Genomic DNA, 25,358 nt, shown 5'->3' on the forward strand with positions numbered 1-25,358 from the left:
AGATATAAGCTTCTCGGGGGTTACGTCTCGTCGTCGAGTTTCGTCCACTTCTGTTCGATGTCGCCGTTCGCGCGAACCACGGTGTTGCCATCGACCGCGAGGCGCGTCTTGCGGAGTTCGATGGACTTGACGACACCTTCTACGTCACCGGCTTTCACCGTATCACCGGGCATGAAATCCGGGTCACGGAGCAGATAGACGCCTGCGACGGCGTCTTTTATCATCCCCGAGAGGGCATACGAGACGCCGAGGGCGAGAAAGCCCGTGGCGGTGCCGAGGGAGGCTGCAATGACCGTGAGCCCCACGATAGAGAGAAACGAGAGGGCGACCCCAAACCACAAGAACACGGCGATGACGGTGGCGATGAACTGGCGGTAGACCGGCGACTCACCGACGATGGTGCGTTTCAAGATGGCTTTCACCACCCACATGAGCAGTTGGACGAACACCCCCGCGATGACGAGAAACACGAGGCCGCTGATGAGGTCTGGAAGCGCGGTCGTCACGTTCGAAACGAACTGGTCGAGGGCGGTTTGTACCAGCGACAGCCCCGATTGCAGGAGAAGCATACACCGACATCACGGCCACCCGGCCAATAACTTCCGGGGGCCGCTGCCGTCTTGGACATGCTTTTTTGCGTGCCCTGTGAACGCACAGCTATGAACCGACCAGACGTCACCGAACTCGTGCCACCTGACCGAACGCTCATGGGCCCGGGCCCGAGCGACGTCCACCCTCGCGTCCTGAAGGCGATGAGTACGCCGCTCGTAGGCCACTTAGACCCCTACTTCATCGAAATCATGGACGAGGTACAGGACTTGCTTCGCTACACCTTCCGCACCGACAACCAGTGGACGATTCCCGTGAGCGGAACCGGCTCTGCGGCGATGGAAGCCGCCATCGGCAACGTCACCGAACCCGGCGACACCGTCCTCGTCCCGACCAACGGCTACTTCGGCGGGCGGATGGCCTCGATGGTGCGTCGTGCCGGTGGCTCCGTCGTGGAAGTCGATGCGCCGTGGGGCGAACCGCTCGACCCCGCAGCCGTCGAAGCCGCCTTCGCAGAACACCAGCCAGACGTGTTCGGCTTCGTCCACGCAGAAACGAGCACGGGCGTCCTCCAACCCGAGGTTCCACAGCTCACCGACATCGCCCACAGCCACGACGCGCTCGTCATCGCAGACACCGTCACGAGCCTCGGCGGCGTCGAACTGCGCGTCGATGAATGGGACGTGGACGTGGCCTACTCAGGGCCACAGAAGTGTCTCTCCTGTCCACCCGGTGCGAGTCCCCTCACGCTCAACGACCGCGCGATGGACAAGGTGCTCTCTCGCGAGGAAGACGCCCGGTCGTGGTATCTCGACCTCTCGCTCCTGCAGGGCTACTGGGGCGATGACCGCGCGTATCACCACACCGCGCCTATCACGAACATCTACGGCCTGCGCGAGGCGCTGCGGCTCGTCGCAGAGGAAGGCATCGAGAACCGGTGGGCGCGCCACCGGCGCGTCGCTGGCGGGCTGAAAACGGGCCTCCAATCGATGGGGCTCGAAATGAATGCCCCCGACGACTACTGGCTCCCGAGCCTGAACGCGGTGCGCGTCCCCGGCGGCGTCGAAGCAGGCGACGTTATCTCGCAGTTGCTCGCAGAATACGACATCGAGATTGCGGGCGGCCTTGGCGACCTCGCGGGCGAAATCTTCCGCATCGGCTGTATGGGTCACTCGGCTCGACCGAAAAACGTGATTGCGCTCCTCGGGGCGCTTGGCAGCGTCCTCAAGGATGCAGATGCAGATGTTGATGTCCCTGCCGGACTCGCCGCCGCAAACTCGGCGCTTTAGGCGACCGGTGCGGGGCCAACGACGGGGTGAATAACCTCGTAGTCGTCGTCGGCTACGCTGATAATCGCCCAATCATAGTCCGGTTTTTCCGTAAGGAGTTTGTGACGAAGCGACGACGCTGTCCGTTCCCACGTCACGAAACAACGCAATGTTCCAGACGTTGGAAGCGCACCATCGCCGTCGGTGGCCGTGACGTTTACCGTCCGCCACTTGCGCTCTGCTGTGAACTCGGTACCTGACCCGGACACGGTGTATCCGAGGCTGGTGAAAATCGACCTCGCCTCCTCGACTGGTGGCATGTTAACAGGCCCCATTCGTCAGAGAGTACCACTGCGTCCCTCTTAACTGTTCGGCCCGTCGTGAAAACCGCAAGAAGGAGACGCTGCGTTCCTATTCGTGGGCCGCGTCCCACTCGTCGGCTTTGTGGATGTTACCGCAGTCGTTGCATTTGATGCGGCCCATCGAGTCCATGGCCGTGTTGAGTGAGTTGCAGTGAGAGCAGTAAAATCCCCAGCGGTCGTCGCCGTCGTCGGTCTCGTAGACGACGAGGAACGGTCCTTTCGACCCGCGCTCTGCTTCTGCCTCGGTCACGTACAGCGTCTCGCCGCCTTCGGTCGCTATCGCATCCATGTATGGTAGTTTCGCTCGCCCCAGATAAAGAACTACCCAATCTCGAAGTCGTTATCACAGCCCGCCTGTATGCACCGTCAATGACGGTTCGCCTCCTCCACTACTCCGACATCGAGAACATCTACGACGACCCAGCGCGCGCAGGACGACTCGCTGGACTCATCGACGCCCAGAGAGACGAGGAGACGCTCGTGCTCGGAACTGGCGACAACACCGCTCCGGGAGTGCTCTCACTCGTCACGGAAGGCAGACAGGCACTCTCCCTGTTTCGCGCCATCGAACCTGACGCAGAGACCTTTGGCAACCACGACTTCGACTACGGCCCAGAAGCCACTCTCGACGTGGTTCGCGCCTCGCCTCAGACGTGGGTGAACGCGAATACGTGGGACGGTGACGACCTGTTCGGGAACGACGACGGCGTCGTCCCACACACGGTTGTAACCGTTGGTGACACGCGCGTTGGCCTGTTCGGCGTGACAGACCCCGCGACGCCGTCGCTCACGCCACGCGCTGCTTCGCTCACCTTTACAGACCCCATCGAAGCCGCGAAAGAGGCCGTGGCCGCGCTCACCGAAAAAGGCGTAGACCACATCGTCGCGCTCTCGCATCTCGGCGGCCGCGACGAGGAACTCGCCGTCTCCGTGGACGTAGACGTGATTCTCGGCGGCCACATCCACACCGAACGCATAGAACGCATCGACGGCACGCTGCTCACGCGCCCCGGCGTCAACGGCGAGGTGCTGCTTGAGGTCGAACTCGACGAGAAAACCGTGACCCGCCACGAGGTCGCAGACGGCCCCAGTGACGACGCGGTGACCGACTCCCTGCGCAGCCAGTTGGCCGACGCGGGTGTTCACGAGGTCGTTGGCCACGTCGCCGAACCGCTCGAACGTACAGAGCGAACCGCCTTCCGCGGCGAGAGCCGCGTTGGGAACTTCGTCGCAGACGCTTACCGCTGGGCGGGTGGGGCGGAGGTTGGCCTCCAGAACTCCGGCGGGATTCGCTCCGGCCCGGCACTTTCGGGCGACGTGACCGTCCGCGACCTCATCAGCCTCGTCCCCTTTGATGAAGCCGTCGCGGTCGTCGAACTCACGGGCGAGGAGTTAGAAGCCGTCTTCGAGCAGGCGAACGGCGGCAACGTGGACTTTGGTGAACCCCACTGGTGGCACGGCCACGTGAGCGGCGCACGCCTCGTCTACGACCACGCGGCGGGTGAATTGGCCTCCGCAACTGTCGATGGCGAACCGATAGACTCTGAAGCTACCTACACCCTCGCAACGACCGAGTACCTGCTCCACGCCTCCCACGAGTTCCCGGTGCTGTCTGCTGAATTGCAGGTCGACCGCCTCGACACCCAGTACGAGGTGCTCGCAGAGTACGCCCGCACAGAAGGCCTCGCGCCAACGGTCGAGGGAAGAATCAGCAGAACTGGCGTATAAGCAAAAGGTTGAGGCCCCTTGCACGTGTTTTCTCGGTAATGACGCTCGTCATCGTCCCTGTCCGATATCCGCTGACTGAGCACTCACACGCCACCGTCGAGAAGGCCATTCAGGTGGCAGACGAGCTTGATGCGGAGCTTACCGTGCTTCACGTCAATCTATATCAGGCTAGTCGTCGCGTCTCGCGGGCGGACTTGAAAGCCACCGTCGAACGCGAGTTCGGCCGCCTTCCGCGCGCCCGCTACGTCACCCGCGACGGCTTCCTCGTCGAAGAGACCATCCTCGATGAGGTGGCCGCAGAGGGTGCGGACGTGGTCGTCATCGGCCGCAAGCAGATGAGCCGCTGGCGGCGCATGGTTCGGACGCTCATCGATGACCCGGACATCGAACGCTATCTGAACGAAAAGTTAGACTGCAAAGTGATTACCGCGTCTACTGCTTGAACCGGTCTTGCATCGAGACGCTGAGGTCGCCGCTCGTCTCGTCGAACACCATGTGTGAGTGCGGATACGGAATTTTCACGTCGGCCTCTTCGAGACGGGCCCAGACGTTCTCCTGTACCTTCGAGCGCGCGGTGAGCAGTTTGTACGGCTGTTTGACCCAGTAGCGAAGCCGCAGGTTGATGCCGTGATCTGCGAAGGTATCGATGTAACACGTTGGCTTTGCCGGATAGCGCGCACTGCCAATGCGGATGTCGGGGCCGCCTTCGATGACCTCCTCGACTTCTGCGGCCGCCTGTTCCATGATGTTTCGCGCCTGTTTGAGGTCGCCTTCGTAGGTGACGGTCATGTCGAGGGCGAGCCGTGTGCGTTCGTCTTCTGCGGAGTAGTTAACCACGTCACGGTCGCGGATCTTCCCGTTCGGGATGACGAGGAAGGTGTTGTCGAGCGTGAACACTTTCGTGTACCGCAGTGTGATGTCTTCGACGAAGCCCGTCTGCCCGCTATCTACGATTTCTATCATGTCCCCAATCTCGTAGGCTTGGTCCGTCAGGACGAACAGCCCGTTTACGATGCTCCCGATGATTGGCGCGAGGATGAAACCAACCGCGGCTGAGAACACCGTCACCGAGAGAGTGAGGTCTGAGATATGCAGGCCAAGGATGTAGATGGCGAGCAGCCCAGCAGCCACCATGATGGCCGTCTGCACCGACCGAAGGATGGTTCGGGTGATGCTCGGGCGACGGAACCGGCGGGCGACCCGACGGCTGAGCAGTTGCATCAGCGTCCGTGAAAGCAGGTAGGCGACGGTGACGACGAACAGTGCGGCGACGACTCTGAGGATGATCTCTGGGATGAATTTGGTGACCTCATCTACGACCGACGTTACCCACGGCGGTGTGGCCGTCTCGTTTGCTTGGAGGAGAACCCATCCCAGTCTCGTCATGTTCATTCCGATACTGGCAGGCGAAAAAAGGGTTGCGCACGACGTGCGGTAACGCCTAAGCGACCGGCGCGTGAGTGTTCACTATGGACTACCGCATGCCACCTGCCTTAGAGCGCATGTTCAACGTCACCCAAGACGAACAGCCAGCATCGACCCTCATCGCGGGCTTTTCACAGCCCGGCCTCGCCGGGCTGACGGCCGTTGACTATCTCGTAGAGCACTTAGACCTACACCAGACGGGCTACATCACGACCGACCAACTCCCGTCGATTACTCCGTTCAACGAGGGCAGACCCCGCCACCACACCCGGCTGTTTTCGCGCGACGACCTCGACGTGACCTTCCTCGTTGGCGAGCTGTTCGTCCCCGTCTGGGCGGCAGACTCGTTTGCGCAGTCGGTGCTCCACTGGGCAGACGAGAATAAGGTGAGCGAAATCGTCCTGCTCTCCGGCGTCCCAGTTCCCCACGGACCTGACGACCACCGCACCTTCTACATCGCCACCGACGACTACCGAACGCGTCGCCTCAAAAACGAGACCGTCCCCCCGATGGCAAACGGCTATCTCGACGGCGTAAATGGGAGCATCATCGAACGCGGGATGGATTCGTCGCTCGCGGCGTGTGTGTTCACCACCCCCGTCCACGGGCAAGCGCCCGATGTGGAAGCCGCGCTTCGCCTCTTGGACACCGTGAGTCAGGTGTACGACCTCACCGTCGATACCGAACCGCTCGAAGCGTTCGCAAAAGCCGTCCAGCAACACTACGCAGACCTTGCAAATCGCTTAGAACAGGTCGAACAACAGGCCAAACCGGAAGACCGGATGTACATGTAGCTTAGAAGAAAATCGGATACCAGAGGTTGGTCGCAAGCCCCATCCAGAGGCCGTAAACAAGGCCGAACAGGACGTGGACGAAAAAATAGCGAAGCGCCTGCGATTCCGTGAGTTCGACGTGAAGCAGGCCAACCCCCACCGCGAGCACGGAGATGCCGTAAAACAGCAAGCCAAAGACGAGGCCCGTAAGCATCGCTTCGGGGAAGGTGTTGTAGTAGGCCGTATTGTGGAAACGAACGACGTTCCAGAGCACCCACGGAAAGCCAGCCGCGAGCGTGGTGCCAAGCAGAAACAAGAGGATGATTGGCCCGGCGTACGGCGACCCGAACAGCTCGCGGCCGCCGGTGAGCCGATTCCAGATCTCTGCAGTTGGAAACGGCAACTCACTGCGATAGTTTAAAAAAGAAACCGTCATGACGAGTGTTGCGGCGAACCCGCCTGCCACGGCGACCAGCGTGATTGGCTGTGGCGAAAACATCGGCATTCTAGACAGTCAGTGGGAGCGCGCATAGTAAGCAACTGCCTTCGCTGTGGTAAGCGGTTCGTAACCTCCACTATTCCGCCCGCCCAGTAGCTATTTCCGCCTGAGTCGTGAGGGGTGACCTGTGCACCCATTTCGTGCTGTGCTGTTCGATATGGACGGCGTAATCGTCGACTCACAAGCGTACTGGTCAGGATACGAACACGACCGCATCTTCCCGAAAGCGGTCTCCGGTGACATCGAACCGGAAGACATCACGGGAATGAACGTCGAAGACCTGTACGACCACTTAGACGAGCACTACGAGACGAAGCTGTCGAAAGAAGCGTTCCTCGACTGCTACGACGAGACGGCGACACAGGTCTACCGCGAAGACGCCGCGCTTATGGACGGGTTTCACGACCTCGTCGCCACGCTCCGTGAGCGTGGCCACAGCGTGGCGCTCGTCTCCTCCTCACAGCGCGACTGGATTCAAATGGTACTCGACGAGTTCGAGTTAGCAGACAGCTTCGACCGCGTCGTGAGCGCCCAAGACATCGAGGCGGCGAGTAAGCCCGCCCCCGACATCTTCCTCCACGCAGCTGCGTTGCTCAATGTCGACCCTGCTGACTGCGTCGTGGTCGAAGATTCGACCCACGGCGTGGAAGCCGCCGTGACCGCGGGGATGTACTGTATTGGCTATCAAAACGAAGGCAGCGGCCAAGACCTCACAAAAGCCGACGAGGTTGTCACGTCGCCCGCCGACCTCAGGCGGGCGTTGCTCGATTAGAACTGCTGGGTGCCGTGGTCGGTGATGACCGACTCGATGAGCCGGATTGGCGTCGCGTCGTAGGCCGGATTTTCGAGTTTGAACCCCTCTGCGGGTTCGAGCATGACCTCGCTGCCGGAGCGAATCTCGTTTTCGAACACGAAGCCGTCTTCGATGATTTTCGCCCGCGACCCGACGACGACGACGGGCACGTCAACTTGCGCCGCGGTTGCGGAGATGGGGAACGTCCCGACGCGGTTGTAAAAGAGGTCGCCAACGATGCAGTCCATCCCGAAGAACACGGCGTCACACTCGGGGAGGAAGTGGCCCGCTGCGCTGTCGACCATCAGATGCGTCTCGACGCGGTCGATGCCAGACAGAACGCGCGCCGTCTTGCGACCGAGGTAGCGCGGTCTGGCTTCAGTGACGTAGACGGTGAGGTGATTGCCGTCTTTGGCCGCTTGCTCTACGGCTTCGAGGACGGTCGAGGAGTAGTCGTGGGTGAGAATCGTCATCCCGTCTTCGAGGGAGTCCGCGGCGTTGGCCGCGGCGCGGTCTTTTGCCTTCTCGACCTGGCTTACGACCTCGTCGATGGCGGCGAGGGTGAGCTTTTTCGCCTCATCGACCGATTCGGGCTCGGCCTCGGTCACGAGCTCGACGATTTGGCGCTGGGTGTTGAAAAGCGACGCATGAGAGGGGTTTGCCCGGCGCAGTGCGCTACTGTTTCGCTCTAAGTCGCGGATGTACTCCTCTACGGTCACGAACTCTCGCTCTGTGAGGTCAGCGAGGGCTTCTGCGGCCTTCACGGCGACTACCGAGGAGCTGTGTGTCTGCATATCGAGAATCTCCTCGACCGTCTCGTCTATCATACCTCTCGCTTCTCGTTGGGGGCAAAAGAACTTCTGGGTCGTGCGTCTCTCAGCCCTTGATGTTACAGACCGGCAGTGCCCGTGCGACCTTATCGCCGATGCCGAGCGCGTCAGAGACGCGGATGACCTCGTCTATGTCCTTGTAGACGCCGGGCGCTTCCTCTGCGACCGTCGCCCCGGACTGGGCTTTGACGTAGATGTGCTGGTGTTCGCGCAGTTCTTCTCTGACCGTCTCGCCCCAGAACTCCTGTTTTGCCTGCGTGCGGCTCATGACCCGGCCCGCGCCGTGGGCGGTCGAACCGAAGGTCAGACCAAGCGAGTTCTCGCCACCGCGCAGGATGTAGCTGTGGGTGCCCATCGACCCGGGAATGATGATGGGCTGGCCTACGTCGCGGTAGGCCGGCGGGAGTTCGGGTCGGCCCGCGGGAAACGCCCGCGTCGCGCCTTTTCGGTGGACGAACAGTTCACGCTGCTCGCCGTCAACCTCGTGGAACTCTTTTTTGGCGATGTTGTGGGCCACGTCGTAGAGCAGTTTCATCTCCATCTCTTCCCACGGCCGGTCGAACACGTCTGCGAACACCTCGCGGGTGCGGTGCATGATGAGCTGGCGGTTCACCCACGCAAAGTTGATGGCCGCGCACATCGCGCCGTAGTAATCCTCTGCGAGTTGACTGCCCGCGGGCGCGGCGGCGAGTTCGCGGTCTGGAAGCTCTGCGAGCAGGCCACTGTGTTGTTTCTCGATTTTTCGCAAGTAGTCCGTACACACTTGGTGGCCAAGGCCTCGGGAACCGCAGTGAATGAGCACCACAATCTGGTCTTCAGAGAGGCCAAAGGCGTCACCCACATCCTCGCGGAACACGTCGGTCACGCGCTGGACTTCGAGGAAGTGGTTACCAGAACCGAGCGAGCCAAGCTGGTTTCGCCCGCGATTTTTGGCCTTCTCAGACACCTTGTCGGGGCGGGCGTCGGGACGGAAGCCCTCGTCCTCGCAGTGGGCGAGGTCGGCTTCGGTGGCGTAGCCCTGGTCGAGCGCCCACCGCATGCCCTTGTCGAGCACTTCGTTGACCGTGGCGATGTCGTCTTGGACGACGCCGCCGCCGCCGAGACCGGAGGGGATGGCGTCGAAAAGTGCTTCGACGAGTTCCTCCTCGTGGCCTTTGAGGTCATCGTAGGTGAGGTTCGTCGTCATCATCCGGACGCCGCAGTTGATGTCGTAGCCGACCGCGCCGGGCGAGATGCAGCCGTTCTCGGTGTCGATACCGGCGACACCGCCGACCGGGAAGCCGTAGCCCTGATGGCCGTCCGGCATGCAAATGGCGTGGTTCTGGATGCCCGGCAGGTGGGTGGCGTTTTTGAGTTGGGTGAGCGTCAGGTCGTCGCTGATCTGGTCGAGCAGCGTCTCGCTTGCGAGCACGCGGGCGGGGACGCGCATGTCACCGTCTTTGGGAATCTCCCAGACGAACTCGCGGAGCTTGTGAAGCGTGATGTCACCAGCTTCGTAGGTGGTCATAGCAGAAGGTACGGTCGCCGCGCGGAATAGGTTTTCACCTCCGGATTCACCCGCGTGTCAGGCGTCGAAGACGACGTAGCCTTCCCAGCCCGTTGGCGTCTCCTCAATGCGCATCTCAGAGTAGGTCACTGCCTTGATGTCTCGGGCGACCACGTCTGCGAGCGGCACGCCCCGGGCGCTCGCTTCGACCACCCACTCGCCGTCTTCCTCGCGGACCGTCGTCTCGTTGTCGACGGGGAGGACGAGGCGCACGTCGCGTTCGTAGATGAGGTCATCGAGGTAGTCGAAGAGCGCGGCTTCGCGGCTCTCTGCGCGGACAGTGAAGGAAAATCGCTCGCCGGTGGCTGGAAACTCGTCGCACATACAGGCGGTGAGGCCGTCACCGAAGGCGGCAAACAGTTCGCCAAGTGTTTCGCCGGTCGCGGCGACACCCACGTCTGCGGTGTGCTCTTTTAGCTCGAAACTCACGACGAAGCCTCCGCGATGTTCATACGAGTCACTTAGACCGCATCGTCTTTTTCCTCGCGGTTTCCGGGTGCGGCGTCTGGCTCTTCAACAGCGGAATCGACGTCGTCCGGCTGTACCTTCTCCTGTTGGTTGATGCCGGTGAGTCGCGTCAACTGCTCAGACGAGAGGGCGGTTCTCTCGCCATTCGATTCCCCGACGGCAACCCCGCTGGTCACGATGGCTCGGACGCCCTCTTCGACGGTCATGTCCACATCGTGGACCTTCTCTACGGGGAGGTGGACGAGAAAGCCGCCCATCACCGGGTTCGGCGCGAGCGGGAGAAACAGCGTCTGCATGTCGTCGTGGCCGGCTGCCACCTCAATCTCTTCGGGCGTATCGGCGGTGAGAAACCCTATCGTGTACGCGCCCTCGTGGGGGAACTCGACGATTTTGACCTCCTGAAAGCTCTGTGTGTCGCTTTCGATAAGCACGTCGCTCATGCGGCGAAAGCTGTGATAGACCCCACCCACGCCCGGGATTGCCTCAATGAGCGTGTGAAACCGGTCTGCCATGTGCTCGCCGCTCGTCCCCTCGGAGACGATGCCGACGACGAAGATGATGACGACGGTGGCGACGATGGCGGTGGCCTGCACCAGAAAGCCCGGCATGTTGATGGTCCAGAAGTAGTTCGCAACCCGAACGAACGGAGCCAACAAATCAGAGACGAATCGTACGATAAACCCGAGGACGATGAACGTGATAATGAGCGGAATCGTGAGCGCTGCACCGCTCAAGAAAATTTTCCGAAGTCGTAGTTTGAAACTTTCCGCGTGTTCTTGTGGTAAGCCCCCCTCACCGTCACCCGAATCCATTACCGACTCGTATCCTCCCACTGCTGAAAGTGTTGTGGCAGGGGCGGTGGTATTATATCGGCTCCGTCGCTATAATCCGTGATAGTGAGCGTCAACATCGAACTCCGCGTCGCCGGGCCTGGCAATGACGCTTTTGCGAAGGAGGCCTGGGAGCTAAAAGAGCACATCCGAAAACACGAGGGGTTCCTCCGCCAGCGGCGTGGCTTTTTCATGGACGCCTACCGACGGTCTACGGCGTATCTGCTCGTCGAAGACGGCCCCGTCGAGAAGCTCGTCGCCTTCTGTTCGGTTCGCCGTGATGGATACATCCTGTTTCTCGCCGTTGACCCTGACTACCGCGGCGAGGGCTTTGCAGAACGACTCGTCAAGGCCATCGCAGAAGAGTATGGCTCCGTTAGCTGTCACGCGCGAACGACGAACGAACGGGCACTCGGCTTTTACGAACACATTGGCTTCAAAATCGTCCGCGAAGTCACGAACTACTACGAAGACGGCGGTGCGGCATACTATCTGCGGCTTGGCAACAGTTCGATTACGAGCAAGTTCTCCGAGTTCATGCGCCGCTGAAGGGCAAGTCCTTTCTAACCGTACGACGAATCCCGGTCGATGGAAGAGCGCACGCGTGCGTATCTCCGTGGCCGCTTTCGAGACTACTACAGACGCCACGAGATAACGCCACCACCGAACGCCCACGAGCGAGAGTGGGGCTTCATCCCGTGGACCGACACGCCGGGCACGACGATGGTTCGCCACCGGTCGCTGCTCGACTTGGGCGACCTCGGTGAGTTTCTCAGACACAAGCGCCCACGCCACGTCTACTTCTCCGCCGGGCAGTACGCAGACCCGAGTGCGAACTCGATGACGAAAAAGCGCTGGCAAGGCTCAGACCTCGTCTTCGACTTGGACGCAGACCACCTGCCCTCGGTGACCCTCGGCGAGGACTCCTACGCCGAGATGCTCGAAAAGTGTAAGACCGCACTCATGCGCTTGCTCTCGTTTCTCGACGAGGATTTCGGCTTTCGCGACACGCAAGTCGTTTTCTCGGGCGGCCGGGGCTACCACGTCCACGTCAGAGACGCCGCGGTCAACGAATTAGAGCGCGAAGCACGCCGCGAAATCGTCGATTACGTCCGCGGTATCGGCCTCGACTTCGACGAACTCATCGCCACCGAGTCCGTCCAAGGGCTGGGCAGAAAAACGCCCGCCGACAAGCGCACCCTCCGCATTCGCGGTGGCTGGGGCAAACGCGCCCACCGCCACCTCATGGGCTACGTCGATGACGTACTCGACCAAGACGAGGAGGCAGCCTTAGAACGCCTCCAGTCGAAAGACGGCGTCGGCGAGGGGCGGGCGAAAGCCGCGCTCACCGCCATGCAGTCGAATCGTGACGCAATCGCAGCCGGAAACATCGACGTTCACCCCGCGTTCTACAAAATCGCGCGCGACGTGATGCGCGAGGTCGTCGACCTCGATAACGCGCCGATTGACGAACCCGTGACCACCGACACGAACCGCCTCATTCGCCTGCCGGGAAGCCTCCACGGCGGGAGTGGCTTACAGGTGCTCCGCCTCGAACGTGACGAACTCGCCGAATTCAACCCACTCGAAGCGGCTGTGCCCGACACGTTCGTCGGCCACGACATCACGGTGGAAGTCACGAACGGCGGAACGGTCGAACTCGGTGGCGATAGTTTTACACTGTCTGAAGGAGATGTTACAGTTCCAGAGTATCTGGGCATCTTCCTGATGGCCAGAGGACGCGCAGAGAAGGGCAAAGAATGAATCTAGACGACCTCCAATCTGTCCGAAGCAAAGAGCGCCAAAAGGACAGCCTGCAGCATCTTCGATCGACCTTTTATGCCGACGCTGCGGAGTTCATTCAGTCGTTGCGCGACGAGCGCGAAGCGGCCGCCGCGCGCGCAGACGACCCCTTCGACGCACCTGAGGTCCGCAGGCTTTCTGATGACATCAAAACCGCAGAGAGCACCGTCGAAGCCGTCTACGAGCGCCGCATCGGGAAACTCGTCAAGCTGGCGAGCCTCGACGCCGCGGGCATGCCCGTAGACGACGACGGCCTCACCGCAGAGGAAGAGGGCGTTTACGAAACGCTCGTGACGGCAATCGAGGAGAATCGCGCACACGTCCTGTCGGTGCTTTCGGGCGAAGGCGTTCCGACCAGCACCGACGAGGAGACAGAGGCTGCAGAGCCAGCGCCGGAGTCAACCGAATCGCCCACTTCCGGCGTCAGCGCCGCAGACATGATGGGAAGCGCGGGCGCAACCGAGCCAGCAGACGAATCGCGCCCGGTTCCCCCAGAGCCGACTGCGGACGAGCACGCGCCCGAGGTCCCACCGGACGAACCCGAGTATCCAGACGCAGACCCACAGCCCGGCGCAGACAGTCCAGAGCCAACGGCTGACGCCGAGCCAGAAGCTGCTGACGAAGCTGAAAAGGCAGAAGAGGCGGACGACGAGCGCACGACCGTCCGCATCACGAAAGACGTTGGCGAGATTTTCGGTATCGACCAGCGCACCTACGTCCTCTCTGCAGAAGACGTGGTGACGCTCCCTTCGGCCAACGCGAAGCCACTCGTTGACCAGGACGCCGCAGAACCGCTCAACTAACTCACTTGTTCTGCCGCACAGTTGTTCGGCCCGAGTTCCAACTCCGTCGCTTCTTGGTCGTCGGTGAGGTCACGGATGCCGGTGTTGATGGCGATAACCGTCTCGTAGTTCGGCGGTTTTTCGGGGAGCGTAGCGGTGATTCGCTCGACGAACTCGGCTTCGGGGAGCGCGAGCAATGAGAGGGTGGTACGGAGGGTGTGTATGTCCGTGAAGATGGGTTCACCTGGAGTCGCGCTCGGTGATGACCCGTCTGCTTCGAGTGGGAAGTGACCGGGGAGGACGAGTACGTCGTCGGGTTCTGCGAGGAGCGTGCCGTGAAGCGACTGGTACAGGAGTCGCGCACCGTCTGCGGCGTCTGCGTCGCCAAACTGGAGTTCGGTGCGGCCAACGGAGTTTGTGAACACCGTATCGCCCGTACACACCGCCACGTCGTCTACGAGGTAGTTCACCATCTCAGAGGTGTGTCCGGGGACTGCGACTGCCTTTATCTGCACGTCGCCAACCGTGACTACCTCGTTTTGCCCGAGAGCGTCGTAGTCGTAGGTCACGCCGCGGTCGGTGGCGCGTTCGCCGAGGTGGTAGGTCGCGCCCACGGCGTCTGCGAGTGCGCGACCGCCGCTTAGGTGGTCTGCGTGGACGTGCGTGTCGAACACGTCGGTTATCTCGACGCCGTGGCGCTCTGCCAGCGAGATGAACTCCGCGGTGTGGCGGGTCGTGTCCACGACCGCCGCCGTCCCCGTGTGTCGGGCGATAATGAGATAGGACAGACAGCCCTTCGCCCGGCGCTGGACCTGAATGACGGTCACCTTGGCAGAATCGGTCGGGATGGTGACGGTGTCGTACACCGCGCTCCACGCCTTCATGCCGCCTTCGACGAGCGACACGTCCTCGTAGCCGAGGTCTGCGAGCGCGTCTGCGAAGTGGTCAGAGGAGATGCCCTTCGCGCAGATGGTGATGATGTGGTCGTCGGTGGTCACGCCGAGTCGGTCATAGAGTTCGTCTTTCGTCACGGTGTCGCCGGGTTTGTACGGGAAGTTGAGCGCGCCTTCTATGTGCCACGCCTCGAAGTTATCCGGCATCCGAGTGTCGATGAGGGCGAACGAGCTTTCGTCGTCGATGAGCCGACGGAGGTCGTCTGCCGTGATACGAGAGACCATACTACTCCAAACGTACAGGAAGTGGATTAACTATTGCCCGACCGGTTGTGCGACCAACGCACACAGTGAACGCGGTGGGATGGTATCGACAACACAGACGACCGAGCGACGAGAGCGGCGCGAGCCTGGTGGGAACCCCCCAACATACGAACCATTATTGCTGTCCGGGCGATTATGTAGAGGTAACCGATGGCCGACTCGATGGCAGAACTACTGCGAAAAGACATGGAGTGTGAGGGACTCCTCGAATGTTTCCACGGGCTCCGGGAACTCGACCGAGACTGCTTCAGCGTGCTCGCACAGTCCGAGGAGGCGTTGACGATAGACGAAATCGCGGACAAAGTCGGGCGAGAGCGCTCTACTGCGTACCGCGCCGTCCAGCGCCTCCTACAAGCGGGCTTCATCCAGAAAGAACAGGTGAACTACGAACAAGGCGGCTACCACCACGTCTACACCACCGCGGCTGCAGACGAGGTCGCAGACGAACTCCAGCGCCTCCTCAACGACTGGTATGCGAAAATGGGCACGCTCATCCAAGAGTTCCGGACGAAGTACGACCACGAGCCGCTCGAAGTGAGCGAATAGCAGCGGTTTTTTCGAGTGACAGTGGTGTCGTGAGCTGCGGGTGCAGCCGAAGAAATATGATGGCCAAACGTTTACCTGACTCCTACTGCTGGCTTGGATATGGATATCGCGCTCGCACTACGGCTTGACGTACTCATCGTTCTCGTGTCGCTTCTGATTGGTGGCGTCGTTACCACTGCATTTTTCGTTGGAGCAGGATTCTATGCCCTGTTGTACACAGCCGTCGTTGGTGGGCTCATTGCATTGATCGCACTCGGTGTCGCACGTGGTGGCTATGGTGGACTTGAGACACCGTGAGGCAGGTCGTGACTGGACGATGGGATTGCTGATTTCGTTCCTCAAGATATAACCGAACTCGCTGTATTCACCACGGCCTCAACGAACTATCCGCAACTGAGGGGTTAAACAGTGCCTACAATTCGTCTTTCGAATCAAAAAAACGGTGCGAGACTACTGGAAGGTGCGACTGAACTCGCGTTCTTCGGTCTCGGGTTCGCGCTGCTGGAAGCGCTGTTCGATTTCGTCGTAGCGGCGCTTCGTCTCGTCGGTGACCGACGGCTGAACCTCCTTCATCGCCTTCTTGAAGTGTTTGGCCGTCACGCGCACGTTACCAACGCCGGTGGCGATGTCTTCGGGCGAGACGCTGCGGATGAACTCGCGGCTTGCGGCCATCGACGCCTCGCGCACGAGTGCTTCTAGGTCGGCACCAACGAAGCCCTCGGTGTCTTTGGCGAGTTTATCGAGGTTGACCTCTTCTGCGATTGGCTTGTCCTTCGTGTGGACTTCCAAGATGGCGCGGCGGGCCTCCTCGTCCGGGACGGGGACGTGGATGTGGCGGTCTAAGCGACCCGGGCGCAACAGCGCCGAGTCGATGAGGTCTGGCCGGTTGGTCGTCGCGATGACGACCACGTCTTCGAGTTCTTCTAACCCGTCGAGTTCGGTCAGAAGTTGGGAGACCATACGTTCAGAGACGCCGGAGTCACCCATGCGCTGGCCGCGTTCGGAGGCAATAGAGTCGATTTCGTCGAAGAACACCACCGTTGGGGCGTTCTCGCGGGCTTTGGCGAACACTTCGCGGACACCCTTCTCTGACTCACCGACGAACTTGTTGAGCAGCTCGGGGCCTTTGATGGAGATGAAGTTCGACTCGGCCTCGTTTGCGACGGCCTTTGCGAGCAGGGTCTTCCCCGTGCCGGGTGGCCCGTAGAGCAGGACCCCCTTTGCGGCTTCCATGCCCATCGTCTCGAACACCTCGGGGAATTCGAGCGGCCACTGGATGGTCTCGCGGAGGCGCTCTTTGGTGTCTTCTAAGCCACCGACGTTCTCCCACGACACGTCTGGCGCTTCGACGAACACCTCGCGGAGTGCAGAGGGCGAGATGCCCTTTAGCGCCTCTTTGAAGTCGGTTTCCGTGACCTGAATCGATTCGAGGACGTCCGCGTCAATTTCGTCGGCTTCGAGGTCGAGTTCGGGCCGGATACGCCGGAGTGCGTTCATCGCCGCCTCGCGGGCGAGCGATTCTAAATCCGCCCCGACGAAGCCGTGGGTGTTCGCCGCGTACATGTCGAGGTCGATGTTTTCGGTGAGCGGCATCCCACGAGTGTGGACCTGCAGAATCTCCTTGCGACCTTGCTTGTCCGGGACGCCAATTTCGATTTCACGGTCGAACCGGCCACCGCGGCGCAGCGCGGGGTCGATAGCGTTGATACGGTTGGTTGCGCCAATAACCGTCACCTGTCCGCGCTCGTTGAGGCCGTCCATAAGCGAGAGGAGTTGGGCGACGACGCGGCGTTCGACGTCACCGGAGGTCTCCCCGCGCTTTGGCGCGATGGAGTCGAGTTCGTCGATGAAGACGATGGCCGGAGCACCCTCTTCTGCGCGCTCGAACACCTCACGGAGTTGCTCTTCTGACTCCCCGTAGTACTTCGACATGATTTCGGGGCCGGAGATAGTCTCGAAGGTGGCGTCGATTTCGTTTGCGACGGCCTTCGCGATGAGCGTTTTCCCCGTGCCCGGTGGGCCGTGGAGGAGGACGCCCTTTGGCGGTTCGATGCCGAGTTGTTGGAACAGCTCGGGGTGGCGCATCGGCAACTCAATCATCTCGCGAACCTGCTCTAACTCCCTGTCGAGGCCGCCGATATCCTCGTAGGTGATAGAGGGACCACCGAGCGGGCTGGTTCGCTCTGCACCGCGAATCTGCTCTGCTGGCTTCTCGCTAATCTCGATTTCCGTCGAGTCGGTGACGACGACGGTTCCAGACGGCGTGACGCCCGCGATGCGGAGCGGAATCTTCTGATTCGACATGCTCGTCATCGGGCCAAAGCCGAGCGAGAACGGCACTGTCTGGCCTTTGGTGATGGCCTGTCCGGCGAGCTTATCGCGGATGTACGGGCCGATGTTCCCGCGGATGCGGAGGTTCTGTGGCAGAGCCACCGTCACCTTCTTTGCGGGTTTCACGTCGGCTTTCTCGACGGTGACGCGGTCGTCGATACCCACGTCCGCTTCCTGGCGAAGTCGGCCGTCGATGCGAATGATGCTTCGCCCTTCGTCCTCGGGGTAGCCGGGCCAGACGCGGGCGACGGCGCGCCCACTGTCTTTCCCTTCGATGACGATGTAATCGCCGTTTTCGAGGCCGAGTTCGGCCATTGCTGCGCGGTCTACGGCGGCCAGGCCGCGACCGGCGTCTTTCTGCTTTAGGGGTTTGACGGTGAGCTTCATCGGTCTACCTCGATAGTAAGGATGCCATTTTTGATAAACGCTCTTGCCCTATCCTCCGTGGGTATCTCGATTTCGAGTTGTTCGTCGTCGTCCCAGACGACGATTGCGGTGTGGTCGATGACATCGACCGAGGCACCACCACGCATGCCGAGGTCGGCCGCGAACACGGTCGTATCGGCGTAGTCGTAGCGGGTAAACTGCCCCTCATCTCCGCCCGGACTGTCTTGTAGCGTGATTTTCATACTAACCTATAGTTAGTTATCTCAATATTTAAGTGTTTCGCTGAGAATCGTAGTACGGCGCAGGGAATCGATTATTTGGTGGTATTGCGGTTCAGTGTTCTAAACTTATCCGTCGGGCCTGTGTCGTCTCACGTATGGACACGGTATCTCACCACGGACGGGAGACGGCGTATCGACGCACCGACTTTGGCGACGACGGGCCGCCGGTCTGCTACATTCACGGCAGTGGCGGCAGCCACCGCGTCTGGACGGGCATCTACGGGCGGCGCTCGAACACCCGCCCCGCAGTTGCCCTCGACCTGAGCGGCCACGGCGAATCGGACGATTTCGACGCCGAACCCGGCTTTGCAACGCTCTCTGCCTACGCGGACGACGTCCTCGCCGTCGTCGAAGAGACCGGCGCATCCGTCCTCGTCGGGAACTCACTCGGCGGCGCAATCGTCATCCACCTACTCGTCGAACGCGGGTTTGAGCCAGAAGCCGTCGTCCTCGCAGGCACGGGCGCGAAACTCGCCGTGCTCGACGACCTCCTCACCCTCTTCGAAACGGACTTTGAGCGCGCCGTTTCGTTCCTCCACGGCGAGGACATGCTGTTTCACGACACGACAGCGAGCGTCACCGACCACTCGAAAGCCACGATGAACGCGGTGGGCCAAGCCGTCACGACGAGGGATTTTCGCACCTGCCACACGTTCGATGAACGAGACGCGCTTGGAGATATCGAAACCCGTACCCTCGCACTCGTTGGCGAGTACGACCGACTCACACCAGTTGCGTATCACGAGTATCTGGTCGAGAACATGCAGAATGCAACGCTCGTCAGGATAGAAAACGCCGCCCATCTCGCGATGATAGAACAGCCAGAGGCGTTTGCCACCGCAATCGAGCGGTTCCTTGCTCAGTAGAGATTGTCTAAATCTTTCTCGACGTGGCTGTGTTCGGGGCCGGGGAAGCTTCCCTCGCGCACCTCGTCTGCGTATGCAGAGATTGCCTTCTCCATTTCCGCGCGCACGTTGCCGAACTGTTTTGCGAATGGTGGTTGCCAGTCGCTCATGCCCACGATATCGTCTACGACGAGCACCTGTCCGTCCGTGTCCGGGCCAGCGCCGATGCCGATGGTCGGAATCTCCAACGCCTCGGTCACCTGCGCGGCGAGGTTCGCGGGGATGTGTTCGAGCACGAGCGAGAACGCACCCGCGGCTTCGTGTTGTTTGGCGAGGTCGAGGATTGCTGCGGCCGAGTCTCGTGTCGTGCCTTGACGGGTGTAGCCGCCGAGCTGGTTCACCTGCTGGGGAGTCAATCCGAGGTGTGCCATGACCGGAATCCCGAGTTGCGTGAGTTTGCGCGTCAGTTCGACGGTGTGTGGCCCGCTCTCGATTTTGACGGCTTTCGCCCCGGCTTCTTTGAGCATCCGCCCAGCGTTTTTGATGCTCTCTGCGTCGTCTACGCCAAAGCTGAGAAACGGCATGTCCGCGACAACGAGGGCGTTTTCGGTCGCCCGGGCGACGGCGGCCGTGTGGCGCACCGTATCGTCAACCGTCACGGGGAGCGTCGAGTCGTAGCCGAGCGAGGTGTTCCCGAGGCTGTCACCGACGAGAAGAATATCGAGGCCCTGTGCATCGGCAATCGCGGCGGTCGGCGCATCGTACGCCGTCATCATCGTGATGCGCGTCTCGCCCGCCATATTGCGGATGTCCTTGACTGTCGTGGGCATATGACAGAGGTGGTCGGGATGGGATTAAACGTATTCGGTCGCCCGCACGCGATAGCGACAAACGGCAACCATTAACCACCCCCCACCGCTACGAGAACCTGTGCCAGCACGCGTCGAGACGACCGAAGTCGAGGGAATCGACTACACGTGGGTGATGCAGGTCACCTTCGTCCTCACCATCGCCATCGGCGCACCCGTCGTCACGCTCCTCTCGATTCCCTACACCCTCCCAACGTGGGGGGCGCGTGCCTCGTTCGCGATTCGTGTCGGGGCCATCATCTGGCTGCTGACGGCGCTTTCGGTCTACACCTACGCGCGCCGGAGCGCTTCAACGTAGACGAACTTCGTCCCCGCCCGTGTCGCGGTTTCTGCGTCGCTTTTCGAGTCGCCGATGAACACCGTCTCAGCCGGGTCTGCGCCGAGTTCGTCGATGACCGAAAGCAGGGGTTCTGGGTGTGGCTTTTGTTCGGGAAGCGAGTCGCGCCCGACCATCGCAGAAACGCGCTCAGAGAGGCCGTGGGTTTCAAGGGCGATATGCACCGCAGAGGCGCAGTTGAGCGAGCACACACCCACTGGGATGCTCGTCGGAATTGCGTCTGCTAAAAATAGTCGCGTCGAGTTGTGTGCGCCGGTTCGCTCGTGGTCTGCGATAATCGACTCGACGAGCGCGCCGTTGTCCGTTTCTTTGCCAAGCGAGAGGAGTCCCCAGAGGTCTTCGCCGCTCGTTTCGACACCCCGACTTTGGAGGGCTGCGGTCACGTTCTCACGAACCGCGTTCCAATCGACATCGAGCCGGACGAGCGTGCCGTCTAAGTCATAAACAATCGCGGTTGCCGACGCGAGCGTGGAGGGGGCCATAGAGAGTGTCTGTCTGCTGAATAAAAATCGCTTCTGGCTACTGGTTTTCGACAGCTTCCTCGACACGGTTGACGACCTCAGTCGCCACACTGCCCGGAGCCAGCCCGATGAACAACCCGTCGTCACCGGAGAGCACGCGAATCGCAATCATGTTCCCCATGTAGGTGACGAAGGCTCGAACACCGTCCGGGTCGACGAACAGGTCTTTGAACAGCTCCCGTTCGGTGAAATCTAAGTGAACGTACGAATGGATGGTGTCGAAATGAGCCTCCATCTGGTCGCGGTCGCGATAGAGTGCATCGACGGTCTCTGAGACGTACAGAATGTTGAACGCCTCTGTGTTGTACTCGACACCGATGAGTACCTCCGCATCGGGAACCGAAGCCGCCGCTTCGAGTGCGGCCTCGGCGTCGAAATCAACGACGGCAGTTGTGCCCGTGAAGTTCATTCAAAGCCCTTCACAGCTATCCGATAAAAGGGTACTGTCAATGCACACAGTCAGGAAATGGGCATCGCTTCGCTACCCGAGTAAGTTGCGGGCGATGACCATCTTCTGAATCTCGGAGGTGCCTTCGTAGATGGTCGTAATCTTCGCATCGCGGTACATCCGCTCGACGGGGAAGTCCGTGGTGTAGCCGTAGCCGCCGTGAATCTGGACGGCTTGATTCGCCACCTGGACGGCGTTTTCGCTGGCGAAGTATTTCGCCATGCTCGCGGCCATCTGAACGTCCTCACCGACGTCGTCGCGGCGGGCGGCGTCGCGGGCGAGCAGACGGGCGGCCTGTACTTTGGTCTGCATGTCAGCGAGTTTGTGCTGGATGGTCTGAATCTCGGCGATTGGGTTGCCGAACTGCTCGCGCTCTTGGGCGTAGGCAAGGGCTTCGTCAAGCGCCGATTGGCCGACGCCGACCGCCTGTGAGGCGATGGCGATGCGCCCGCCGTTCAAAATAGAGAACGCCGCAGAGAGCCCTTTCCCGACCTCGGTCAGCCGATTTTCCGCGGGGATGTGCACGTCGTCGAAGATGAGTCCCGTCGTATCGCTCGCTCTGAGGCCCAACTTGTCTTCCTTTTTGCCGACTTCGACCCCCGGCGTGTCCTTCGGGACGAGGAACTGGGTGACCGTCCGCGGGTCTGTGCGGTCGGTTTTGGCGAACACGACGGCCACGTCAGAGCGCTGGCCGTTCGTAATCCACTGTTTTTTCCCGTTGAGCACGTACTCGTCACCGACGCGCTTTGCTTCGGTTTCCATCTGCGCGGGATTCGAGCCGGCGCCCGGCTCAGAGAGACAGAACGCACCAATCGACTCGCCGCTTGCGAGGCGTGGCAGCCACGTTTCGCGGTGGGCGTCGGTGCCGAACTCGTTGATACAGGCGTTTACGAGGTACTGAACCGACATCGCCGTCGCCGCCGCGAGCATGCCGTAGGCGACCTCCTCGTTTACGATGCTGTAGGTCATCCGGTCGCCGCCAAAGCCGCCGTACTCCTCGGGGATGTTGAGGCCGAGTAAATCGAGGTCAGCGAGGCCCTGCCAAACCTCCTCTGGGAACACCTGCTCTCGGTCTGCTTGCTCGGCCGTCGGACGAATCTCGTTTACAGAAAAGTCGCGGACAGCCTCCTTTATGGCCTGTTGTTCAGGCGTGAGTTCCATACCCACAATCTAGAGGCAGGGTCGAAAAACTTGCCCCTTTTTCACTCGGCGAGGGTGAGGTCGAAGCGTTCTTCTAAGGCTTCGATGACCGAGCCACCGACGCCCGCGCTCGTCGCCCGACCCTGCTCAATGGCAAGAAGGTCCTCTTCGGCGAGGTCTAAGTCGTCAGCGAGGTCTTCGACCGTCAGCCCGGCGTCTTGGCGCGCTTCGGTGACGAGGTCTGCGTAGCCTTTCACGAGGTACGGAAGCGGGTCGTCGTCGTAGTGCGTGCCCTCTTTCTCCCAGCGGGTGGGGTCGCCTTTGCGGGCGTCTGCCATCCGCGCGACGTTTCTCGCCGCCCGCTTTTTGCGGCTCTCGCGTCGTTCTTCCGGTTCGTTCATTCGCTCTTTGCGTTCGCGTTTCGAATCGCCGTGGGGCGCACAGTCACGGCAGACGAGCAACTCGGCCCCGGCTATCGATTCCGTCCGGAGGTCGCCGGTGGTTTTGCCACAGAGCTCACACGAGTCGCCACCGCCGCCGCCGAGGCTGCCGCCGGTCGAGTACTTGGCCATGGTCGATTTTAGGGGAATTGACCGTTTAAAACGTGCGCTTCCCTCAGTTTTCCGCGAAGCGTTCTATAATCCAACCAGAACGCCTATACAGAGCGGTGACACGTACAGTTCCATGCGCCGCCGCCAGTTCCTCCACCTCGGCGTCGCTTTCACCCTCGGCCTCGCAGGCTGCCTGAATCAGGGGACGGAAGGCGACGCCACCACGACCTCATCGCAAGCGACGACCACGACGCCAGCAAGCGACGGTCGCCGTGGCGTCTACATCCAGTCGTTCGTCGAAGGGATGTACATGGCCGGGATGGCCGACGCCGGCCCGTATAAAGTCGGGTTGATGTACACCGTCCCCCACGAGTTCTGGAACGTGAATGGAACCCGCCTACAGAAAACTGCAATCGACGAAGCTGATTCGGTACACGTGATGGCAACCGTCTGGGACCCAGAGACCGGCATCGTCCTCCCTGAATCTGGCCTCTCGGTCGAACTCGCTGGCAGAGAAGAGGTCATCTACCCGATGCTCTCCCAGCGCATGGGCTTTCATTACGGCGACAACATGCCGCTCGGAGAAGACGGTTCGTACACCGCAACCGTCTCGGTTGGGGGCATGAACATCCGACGCACCGGCGCGTTTGAGGACAAATTTGGCGACCCTGCCTCGGTGGACATCGAGTTCGAGTTCACGAAAGACACCCGCGAGCAGATTTCCATCACCGAAATCGAGGAAGCGGGCAACCCCGGCTCAGTCAAGCCAATGGAGATGATGCTGCCCCTCGGCTTCGCGCCCGAACGCGATGCCCTCCTCGGTACCGTCCTCGGTGACGGAAACAGCGGCGACGGCGTGTTCGTTGCGACGTTCCTCGCTGGAGACGAAGTGCCCGCTGGCATCGACGCCGAGAATTACCTCGCCGTCTCCGCGCGGACGCCGTACAACCGCTTTGTCCTCCCGGCGATGGCGCTCGGTGGAACACTTTCACGCGATGGTGAAGAGATTTATAGCGGAACCTTCGAGCGAACGCTCGACCCCGACCTCAACTACCACTACGGCGCGGGCGTGTCGGGTGTCGAATCCGGCGATATGCTCACGCTCACCGTCGAAACGCCGCCACAGGTCGCGCGCCACGAGGGCTACGAAACCGCCTTCCTCGACACGGAGCCGTTCGAGATTGCGCTGTCCGGGCAGTGAGGCTTTAGTGTCGGCGGGTGAACGGAGCGATAATCGATGATGCGCACGAGTCGAGTGGTCGTTGCCCTGACCGTGATACTTGCCCTCCTCGTAGGTGCGACGACGGCGAGTGCCCATGGAAACCACCTGAGCGCAGACAGCCAAGTGTCCGGCGACGGCTCGATCATGGTCGAACGCCTGTTCGTCGACCAGCCCGCCTACCTCGTGTTGCACGCAGACGACGGCGGCAATCCGGGCGTGGTCATCGGCCACAAAGCCGTCTCTCGCGGGTTTCACGCGCCCATCTCCGTGAACATGCGCGACGAATTCTGGCAATCGATGGACGGCAACGAAACCGTGTGGGCGGTGCTCCACGAGGACAACGGCGACGGCGAGTTCGACCCAGAGAGCGACGCTGAACTCCGTGCCTTCGGCGGGGCCGCAGCCACGCCACTCACGGTGCGAAAAGCCACTGGCTCCGTCTCCGTCGCCGCCGCCGGATTCAGCGTGAAAGAGACGCAAGTAAACGAAGTGACCATCCCGCAGGTCACGGCCAGCCAATCGAGCTTCCTCGTCCTCAGAACCAACACGAACGGGTCGCCCGGTGACATCGTTGGTCACGCCACTCTCACGCCGGGAACCCAGACCGAGGTTCACGTCGCCATCAATGAAACCTACTTCGACGCCCAGCAAGCCCAGTTCCTCCTCTGGGCAACGGTGTACGAAGACAACGGCGACGGCGAGTTCGACCCCGCAACCGACACCCTCGTCACGGCCGGTGACGCCCCGGTCGCGTCGCTGTTTACCGTCGCAAAACCGCTCGGAGACAACTCGGGCGGCGTGGGCGTGAACACGCCAACTGAGACGGCCACCGAGACCACGGCGGCTTCCCAGCCAACGGAGACGACCACGACAACCGACACCAGCGGCTCTGGCTTTAGTGTACTGGCGGCGCTCGTCGCGCTCACTGCGTTCGGCTGTGTCCAACTGGGCCGCCGGGTGTGACACCGCGTCCCAGTTTCGAGGACTGAACCAGAAACGTCTTTCTT

General features: G+C 61.2%; 31 protein-coding genes. 14 read left to right on the top strand and 17 right to left on the bottom strand.

Translation table 11 applies throughout. The features are described from left to right. Window positions 1–20: 20 nt before the first annotated feature. Complete coding sequence (locus V5N13_RS03950) at window positions 21–569, bottom strand: mechanosensitive ion channel domain-containing protein (protein WP_442905060.1); 549 nt, start codon at window positions 567–569, stop codon at window positions 21–23. A 90-nt stretch (window positions 570–659) separates the two neighbouring features. On the opposite strand from V5N13_RS03950, the gene V5N13_RS03955 reads away from it, so the two are divergent. After that, window positions 660–1,838 (top strand): pyridoxal-phosphate-dependent aminotransferase family protein, encoded by a 1,179-nt coding sequence (locus tag V5N13_RS03955; RefSeq protein WP_336359697.1) that lies wholly within the window; start codon window positions 660–662, stop codon window positions 1,836–1,838. Here the strand turns inward: V5N13_RS03955 and V5N13_RS03960 are convergent. After that, window positions 1,835–2,152, bottom strand: a complete 318-nt coding sequence (locus tag V5N13_RS03960) for a DUF7116 family protein (RefSeq protein ID WP_332899537.1) — start codon at window positions 2,150–2,152, stop codon at window positions 1,835–1,837. The genes V5N13_RS03955 and V5N13_RS03960 overlap by 4 nt on opposite strands. Window positions 2,153–2,228: 76 nt before the next feature. After that, the gene (locus V5N13_RS03965; RefSeq protein ID WP_336359698.1) at window positions 2,229–2,468 is read right to left on the bottom strand and encodes a DUF5816 domain-containing protein; all 240 of its coding nucleotides are present in this window, start codon (window positions 2,466–2,468) and stop codon (window positions 2,229–2,231) included. Window positions 2,469–2,548: 80 nt separating this feature from the next. On the opposite strand from V5N13_RS03965, the gene V5N13_RS03970 reads away from it, so the two are divergent. Together V5N13_RS03970 and V5N13_RS03975 are read left to right on the top strand one after the other, a co-directional pair. Continuing rightward, window positions 2,549–3,907 carry a bifunctional metallophosphatase/5'-nucleotidase gene (locus tag V5N13_RS03970; protein ID WP_336359699.1) on the top strand — a complete coding sequence of 453 codons (1,359 nt, stop codon included), beginning with the start codon at window positions 2,549–2,551 and terminating at the stop codon, window positions 3,905–3,907. A 38-nt stretch (window positions 3,908–3,945) separates the two neighbouring features. Next, the gene (locus tag V5N13_RS03975; protein WP_332899540.1) at window positions 3,946–4,350 is read left to right on the top strand and encodes a universal stress protein; all 405 of its coding nucleotides are present in this window, start codon (window positions 3,946–3,948) and stop codon (window positions 4,348–4,350) included. Here V5N13_RS03975 and V5N13_RS03980 read toward each other — a convergent pair. Further along, window positions 4,340–5,293, bottom strand: coding sequence for a mechanosensitive ion channel family protein (locus V5N13_RS03980; RefSeq protein ID WP_332899541.1), 954 nt, complete (start codon window positions 5,291–5,293; stop codon window positions 4,340–4,342). The two genes, V5N13_RS03975 and V5N13_RS03980, sit on opposite strands and share 11 nt — an antisense overlap. Before the next feature lie 83 nt (window positions 5,294–5,376). Here V5N13_RS03980 and V5N13_RS03985 point away from each other — a divergent pair, with 83 nt between their 5' ends. After that, window positions 5,377–6,126, top strand: coding sequence for a proteasome assembly chaperone family protein (locus V5N13_RS03985; protein WP_336359700.1), 750 nt, complete (start codon window positions 5,377–5,379; stop codon window positions 6,124–6,126). Between the two features lies 1 nt (window position 6,127). Here V5N13_RS03985 and V5N13_RS03990 read toward each other — a convergent pair whose 3' ends face one another. Beyond that, window positions 6,128–6,610, bottom strand: coding sequence for a hypothetical protein (locus tag V5N13_RS03990; protein WP_336359701.1), 483 nt, complete (start codon window positions 6,608–6,610; stop codon window positions 6,128–6,130). A gap of 121 nt (window positions 6,611–6,731) precedes the next feature. Between V5N13_RS03990 and V5N13_RS03995 the strand changes: the two genes are divergently transcribed. Next, entirely contained in the window at window positions 6,732–7,376 is a 645-nt protein-coding gene (locus V5N13_RS03995; RefSeq protein ID WP_336359702.1) for an HAD family hydrolase, read from the top strand. On the opposite strand, the gene V5N13_RS04000 is transcribed toward V5N13_RS03995, so the two are convergent. Genes V5N13_RS04000 through V5N13_RS04015 form a run of 4 tightly spaced genes read right to left on the bottom strand, consistent with a single transcriptional unit; the run spans window position 7,373 to window position 11,053 of the window. Further along, on the bottom strand, window positions 7,373–8,224 hold the full coding sequence (locus tag V5N13_RS04000; RefSeq protein WP_336359703.1) for a translation initiation factor eIF-2B: 852 nt from the start codon (window positions 8,222–8,224) through the stop codon (window positions 7,373–7,375). The two genes, V5N13_RS03995 and V5N13_RS04000, sit on opposite strands and share 4 nt — an antisense overlap. A 49-nt stretch (window positions 8,225–8,273) precedes the next feature. After that, window positions 8,274–9,734 (bottom strand): RtcB family protein, encoded by a 1,461-nt coding sequence (locus V5N13_RS04005; RefSeq protein WP_336359704.1) that lies wholly within the window; start codon window positions 9,732–9,734, stop codon window positions 8,274–8,276. Window positions 9,735–9,791: 57 nt separating this feature from the next. Beyond that, window positions 9,792–10,202 carry an archease gene (locus V5N13_RS04010; protein ID WP_336359705.1) on the bottom strand — a complete coding sequence of 137 codons (411 nt, stop codon included), beginning with the start codon at window positions 10,200–10,202 and terminating at the stop codon, window positions 9,792–9,794. 32 nt (window positions 10,203–10,234) lie between these two features. Beyond that, window positions 10,235–11,053 (bottom strand): DUF502 domain-containing protein, encoded by an 819-nt coding sequence (locus tag V5N13_RS04015; RefSeq protein WP_336359706.1) that lies wholly within the window; start codon window positions 11,051–11,053, stop codon window positions 10,235–10,237. 84 nt (window positions 11,054–11,137) lie between these two features. On the opposite strand from V5N13_RS04015, the gene V5N13_RS04020 reads away from it, so the two are divergent. From V5N13_RS04020 to V5N13_RS04030, 3 genes are read left to right on the top strand one after another with little or no spacing between them, the layout of a single operon-like run. Further along, the gene (locus tag V5N13_RS04020; RefSeq protein ID WP_332899548.1) at window positions 11,138–11,620 is read left to right on the top strand and encodes a GNAT family N-acetyltransferase; all 483 of its coding nucleotides are present in this window, start codon (window positions 11,138–11,140) and stop codon (window positions 11,618–11,620) included. A gap of 39 nt (window positions 11,621–11,659) precedes the next feature. Then, complete coding sequence (gene priS, locus V5N13_RS04025; RefSeq protein ID WP_336359707.1) at window positions 11,660–12,835, top strand: DNA primase small subunit PriS; 1,176 nt, start codon at window positions 11,660–11,662, stop codon at window positions 12,833–12,835. After that, window positions 12,832–13,677: a hypothetical protein gene (locus V5N13_RS04030; protein WP_336359708.1), complete on the top strand. Its 846-nt coding sequence runs from the start codon at window positions 12,832–12,834 to the stop codon at window positions 13,675–13,677. Before priS ends, V5N13_RS04030 begins: the two co-directional genes overlap by 4 nt. Here the strand turns inward: V5N13_RS04030 and V5N13_RS04035 are convergent. Continuing rightward, on the bottom strand, window positions 13,674–14,834 hold the full coding sequence (locus tag V5N13_RS04035; protein ID WP_336359709.1) for an MBL fold metallo-hydrolase: 1,161 nt from the start codon (window positions 14,832–14,834) through the stop codon (window positions 13,674–13,676). The genes V5N13_RS04030 and V5N13_RS04035 overlap by 4 nt on opposite strands. A gap of 189 nt (window positions 14,835–15,023) precedes the next feature. On the opposite strand from V5N13_RS04035, the gene V5N13_RS04040 reads away from it, so the two are divergent. Together V5N13_RS04040 and V5N13_RS04045 are read left to right on the top strand one after the other, a co-directional pair. Next, complete coding sequence (locus tag V5N13_RS04040) at window positions 15,024–15,419, top strand: helix-turn-helix domain-containing protein (RefSeq protein ID WP_332899552.1); 396 nt, start codon at window positions 15,024–15,026, stop codon at window positions 15,417–15,419. 99 nt (window positions 15,420–15,518) lie between these two features. Beyond that, a complete protein-coding gene (locus V5N13_RS04045) occupies window positions 15,519–15,716 on the top strand; it encodes a hypothetical protein (protein ID WP_336359710.1) in 198 nt (65 codons plus the stop codon). A 153-nt stretch (window positions 15,717–15,869) separates the two neighbouring features. On the opposite strand, the gene V5N13_RS04050 is transcribed toward V5N13_RS04045, so the two are convergent. Continuing rightward, window positions 15,870–18,137, bottom strand: a complete 2,268-nt coding sequence (locus V5N13_RS04050) for a CDC48 family AAA ATPase (RefSeq protein WP_336359711.1) — start codon at window positions 18,135–18,137, stop codon at window positions 15,870–15,872. Next, window positions 18,134–18,379 (bottom strand): DUF7127 family protein, encoded by a 246-nt coding sequence (locus tag V5N13_RS04055; protein WP_332899555.1) that lies wholly within the window; start codon window positions 18,377–18,379, stop codon window positions 18,134–18,136. The genes V5N13_RS04050 and V5N13_RS04055 overlap by 4 nt, the downstream gene beginning before the upstream one ends. A gap of 134 nt (window positions 18,380–18,513) precedes the next feature. Between V5N13_RS04055 and V5N13_RS04060 the strand changes: the two genes are divergently transcribed. Then, complete coding sequence (locus V5N13_RS04060; protein WP_336359712.1) at window positions 18,514–19,284, top strand: alpha/beta fold hydrolase; 771 nt, start codon at window positions 18,514–18,516, stop codon at window positions 19,282–19,284. Here V5N13_RS04060 and panB read toward each other — a convergent pair. Continuing rightward, entirely contained in the window at window positions 19,278–20,093 is an 816-nt protein-coding gene (gene panB / locus V5N13_RS04065) for a 3-methyl-2-oxobutanoate hydroxymethyltransferase (RefSeq protein ID WP_336359713.1), read from the bottom strand. The two genes, V5N13_RS04060 and panB, sit on opposite strands and share 7 nt — an antisense overlap. 100 nt (window positions 20,094–20,193) lie before the next feature. Between panB and V5N13_RS04070 the strand changes: the two genes are divergently transcribed. Beyond that, window positions 20,194–20,430, top strand: a complete 237-nt coding sequence (locus V5N13_RS04070) for a DUF5822 domain-containing protein (RefSeq protein WP_332899558.1) — start codon at window positions 20,194–20,196, stop codon at window positions 20,428–20,430. On the opposite strand, the gene V5N13_RS04075 is transcribed toward V5N13_RS04070, so the two are convergent. The 4 genes from V5N13_RS04075 to V5N13_RS04090 all read right to left on the bottom strand — a co-directional run bounded on the left by V5N13_RS04075 (window position 20,403) and on the right by V5N13_RS04090 (window position 23,150). After that, complete coding sequence (locus V5N13_RS04075; RefSeq protein WP_336359714.1) at window positions 20,403–20,951, bottom strand: HAD family hydrolase; 549 nt, start codon at window positions 20,949–20,951, stop codon at window positions 20,403–20,405. The genes V5N13_RS04070 and V5N13_RS04075 overlap by 28 nt on opposite strands. 37 nt (window positions 20,952–20,988) lie before the next feature. Further along, complete coding sequence (locus tag V5N13_RS04080) at window positions 20,989–21,399, bottom strand: hypothetical protein (RefSeq protein ID WP_336359715.1); 411 nt, start codon at window positions 21,397–21,399, stop codon at window positions 20,989–20,991. A 72-nt stretch (window positions 21,400–21,471) separates the two neighbouring features. Further along, complete coding sequence (locus tag V5N13_RS04085) at window positions 21,472–22,599, bottom strand: acyl-CoA dehydrogenase family protein (protein WP_336359716.1); 1,128 nt, start codon at window positions 22,597–22,599, stop codon at window positions 21,472–21,474. A 41-nt stretch (window positions 22,600–22,640) separates the two neighbouring features. Further along, a complete protein-coding gene (locus tag V5N13_RS04090; RefSeq protein WP_336359717.1) occupies window positions 22,641–23,150 on the bottom strand; it encodes a helix-turn-helix domain-containing protein in 510 nt (169 codons plus the stop codon). A 112-nt stretch (window positions 23,151–23,262) separates the two neighbouring features. Between V5N13_RS04090 and V5N13_RS04095 the strand changes: the two genes are divergently transcribed. Both V5N13_RS04095 and V5N13_RS04100 read left to right on the top strand, forming a co-directional pair. Then, window positions 23,263–24,330 carry a DUF7350 domain-containing protein gene (locus tag V5N13_RS04095; RefSeq protein ID WP_336359718.1) on the top strand — a complete coding sequence of 356 codons (1,068 nt, stop codon included), beginning with the start codon at window positions 23,263–23,265 and terminating at the stop codon, window positions 24,328–24,330. A gap of 36 nt (window positions 24,331–24,366) precedes the next feature. After that, window positions 24,367–25,314: a DUF7282 domain-containing protein gene (locus V5N13_RS04100; protein ID WP_336359719.1), complete on the top strand. Its 948-nt coding sequence runs from the start codon at window positions 24,367–24,369 to the stop codon at window positions 25,312–25,314. Window positions 25,315–25,358 lie beyond the last annotated feature (44 nt).

The sequence above is a fragment of the Haladaptatus sp. ZSTT2 genome, assembly GCF_037081775.1.
In the GTDB taxonomy this organism is placed as follows: domain Archaea; phylum Halobacteriota; class Halobacteria; order Halobacteriales; family Halococcaceae; genus QDMS2.

Bases quoted from the DNA above. Each gene is read 5' to 3' on its own strand.
- V5N13_RS04075 (WP_336359714.1), bottom strand. From the start codon at position 20,951: ATGGCCCCCTCCACGCTCGCGTCGGCAACCGCGATTGTTTATGACTTA.
- V5N13_RS04060 (WP_336359712.1), top strand. From the start codon at position 18,514: ATGGACACGGTATCTCACCACGGACGGGAGACGGCGTATCGACGCACC.
- V5N13_RS04050 (WP_336359711.1), bottom strand. From the start codon at position 18,137: ATGAAGCTCACCGTCAAACCCCTAAAGCAGAAAGACGCCGGTCGCGGC.
- V5N13_RS04100 (WP_336359719.1), top strand. From the start codon at position 24,367: ATGATGCGCACGAGTCGAGTGGTCGTTGCCCTGACCGTGATACTTGCC.
- V5N13_RS04030 (WP_336359708.1), top strand. From the start codon at position 12,832: ATGAATCTAGACGACCTCCAATCTGTCCGAAGCAAAGAGCGCCAAAAG.
- V5N13_RS04045 (WP_336359710.1), top strand. From the start codon at position 15,519: ATGGATATCGCGCTCGCACTACGGCTTGACGTACTCATCGTTCTCGTG.
- V5N13_RS04090 (WP_336359717.1), bottom strand. From the start codon at position 23,150: ATGGCCAAGTACTCGACCGGCGGCAGCCTCGGCGGCGGCGGTGGCGAC.
- V5N13_RS04095 (WP_336359718.1), top strand. From the start codon at position 23,263: ATGCGCCGCCGCCAGTTCCTCCACCTCGGCGTCGCTTTCACCCTCGGC.
- V5N13_RS04040 (WP_332899552.1), top strand. From the start codon at position 15,024: ATGGCCGACTCGATGGCAGAACTACTGCGAAAAGACATGGAGTGTGAG.
- priS (WP_336359707.1), top strand. From the start codon at position 11,660: ATGGAAGAGCGCACGCGTGCGTATCTCCGTGGCCGCTTTCGAGACTAC.
- V5N13_RS03960 (WP_332899537.1), bottom strand. From the start codon at position 2,152: ATGGGGCCTGTTAACATGCCACCAGTCGAGGAGGCGAGGTCGATTTTC.
- V5N13_RS03955 (WP_336359697.1), top strand. From the start codon at position 660: ATGAACCGACCAGACGTCACCGAACTCGTGCCACCTGACCGAACGCTC.
- V5N13_RS03980 (WP_332899541.1), bottom strand. From the start codon at position 5,293: ATGACGAGACTGGGATGGGTTCTCCTCCAAGCAAACGAGACGGCCACA.
- V5N13_RS03970 (WP_336359699.1), top strand. From the start codon at position 2,549: ATGACGGTTCGCCTCCTCCACTACTCCGACATCGAGAACATCTACGAC.
- V5N13_RS04000 (WP_336359703.1), bottom strand. From the start codon at position 8,224: ATGATAGACGAGACGGTCGAGGAGATTCTCGATATGCAGACACACAGC.
- V5N13_RS04015 (WP_336359706.1), bottom strand. From the start codon at position 11,053: ATGGATTCGGGTGACGGTGAGGGGGGCTTACCACAAGAACACGCGGAA.
- V5N13_RS03965 (WP_336359698.1), bottom strand. From the start codon at position 2,468: ATGGATGCGATAGCGACCGAAGGCGGCGAGACGCTGTACGTGACCGAG.
- V5N13_RS03985 (WP_336359700.1), top strand. From the start codon at position 5,377: ATGGACTACCGCATGCCACCTGCCTTAGAGCGCATGTTCAACGTCACC.
- V5N13_RS04035 (WP_336359709.1), bottom strand. From the start codon at position 14,834: ATGGTCTCTCGTATCACGGCAGACGACCTCCGTCGGCTCATCGACGAC.
- V5N13_RS04080 (WP_336359715.1), bottom strand. From the start codon at position 21,399: ATGAACTTCACGGGCACAACTGCCGTCGTTGATTTCGACGCCGAGGCC.
- V5N13_RS03975 (WP_332899540.1), top strand. From the start codon at position 3,946: ATGACGCTCGTCATCGTCCCTGTCCGATATCCGCTGACTGAGCACTCA.
- V5N13_RS03950 (WP_442905060.1), bottom strand. From the start codon at position 569: ATGCTTCTCCTGCAATCGGGGCTGTCGCTGGTACAAACCGCCCTCGAC.
- V5N13_RS03990 (WP_336359701.1), bottom strand. From the start codon at position 6,610: ATGCCGATGTTTTCGCCACAGCCAATCACGCTGGTCGCCGTGGCAGGC.
- panB (WP_336359713.1), bottom strand. From the start codon at position 20,093: ATGCCCACGACAGTCAAGGACATCCGCAATATGGCGGGCGAGACGCGC.
- V5N13_RS04005 (WP_336359704.1), bottom strand. From the start codon at position 9,734: ATGACCACCTACGAAGCTGGTGACATCACGCTTCACAAGCTCCGCGAG.
- V5N13_RS04085 (WP_336359716.1), bottom strand. From the start codon at position 22,599: ATGGAACTCACGCCTGAACAACAGGCCATAAAGGAGGCTGTCCGCGAC.
- V5N13_RS04055 (WP_332899555.1), bottom strand. From the start codon at position 18,379: ATGAAAATCACGCTACAAGACAGTCCGGGCGGAGATGAGGGGCAGTTT.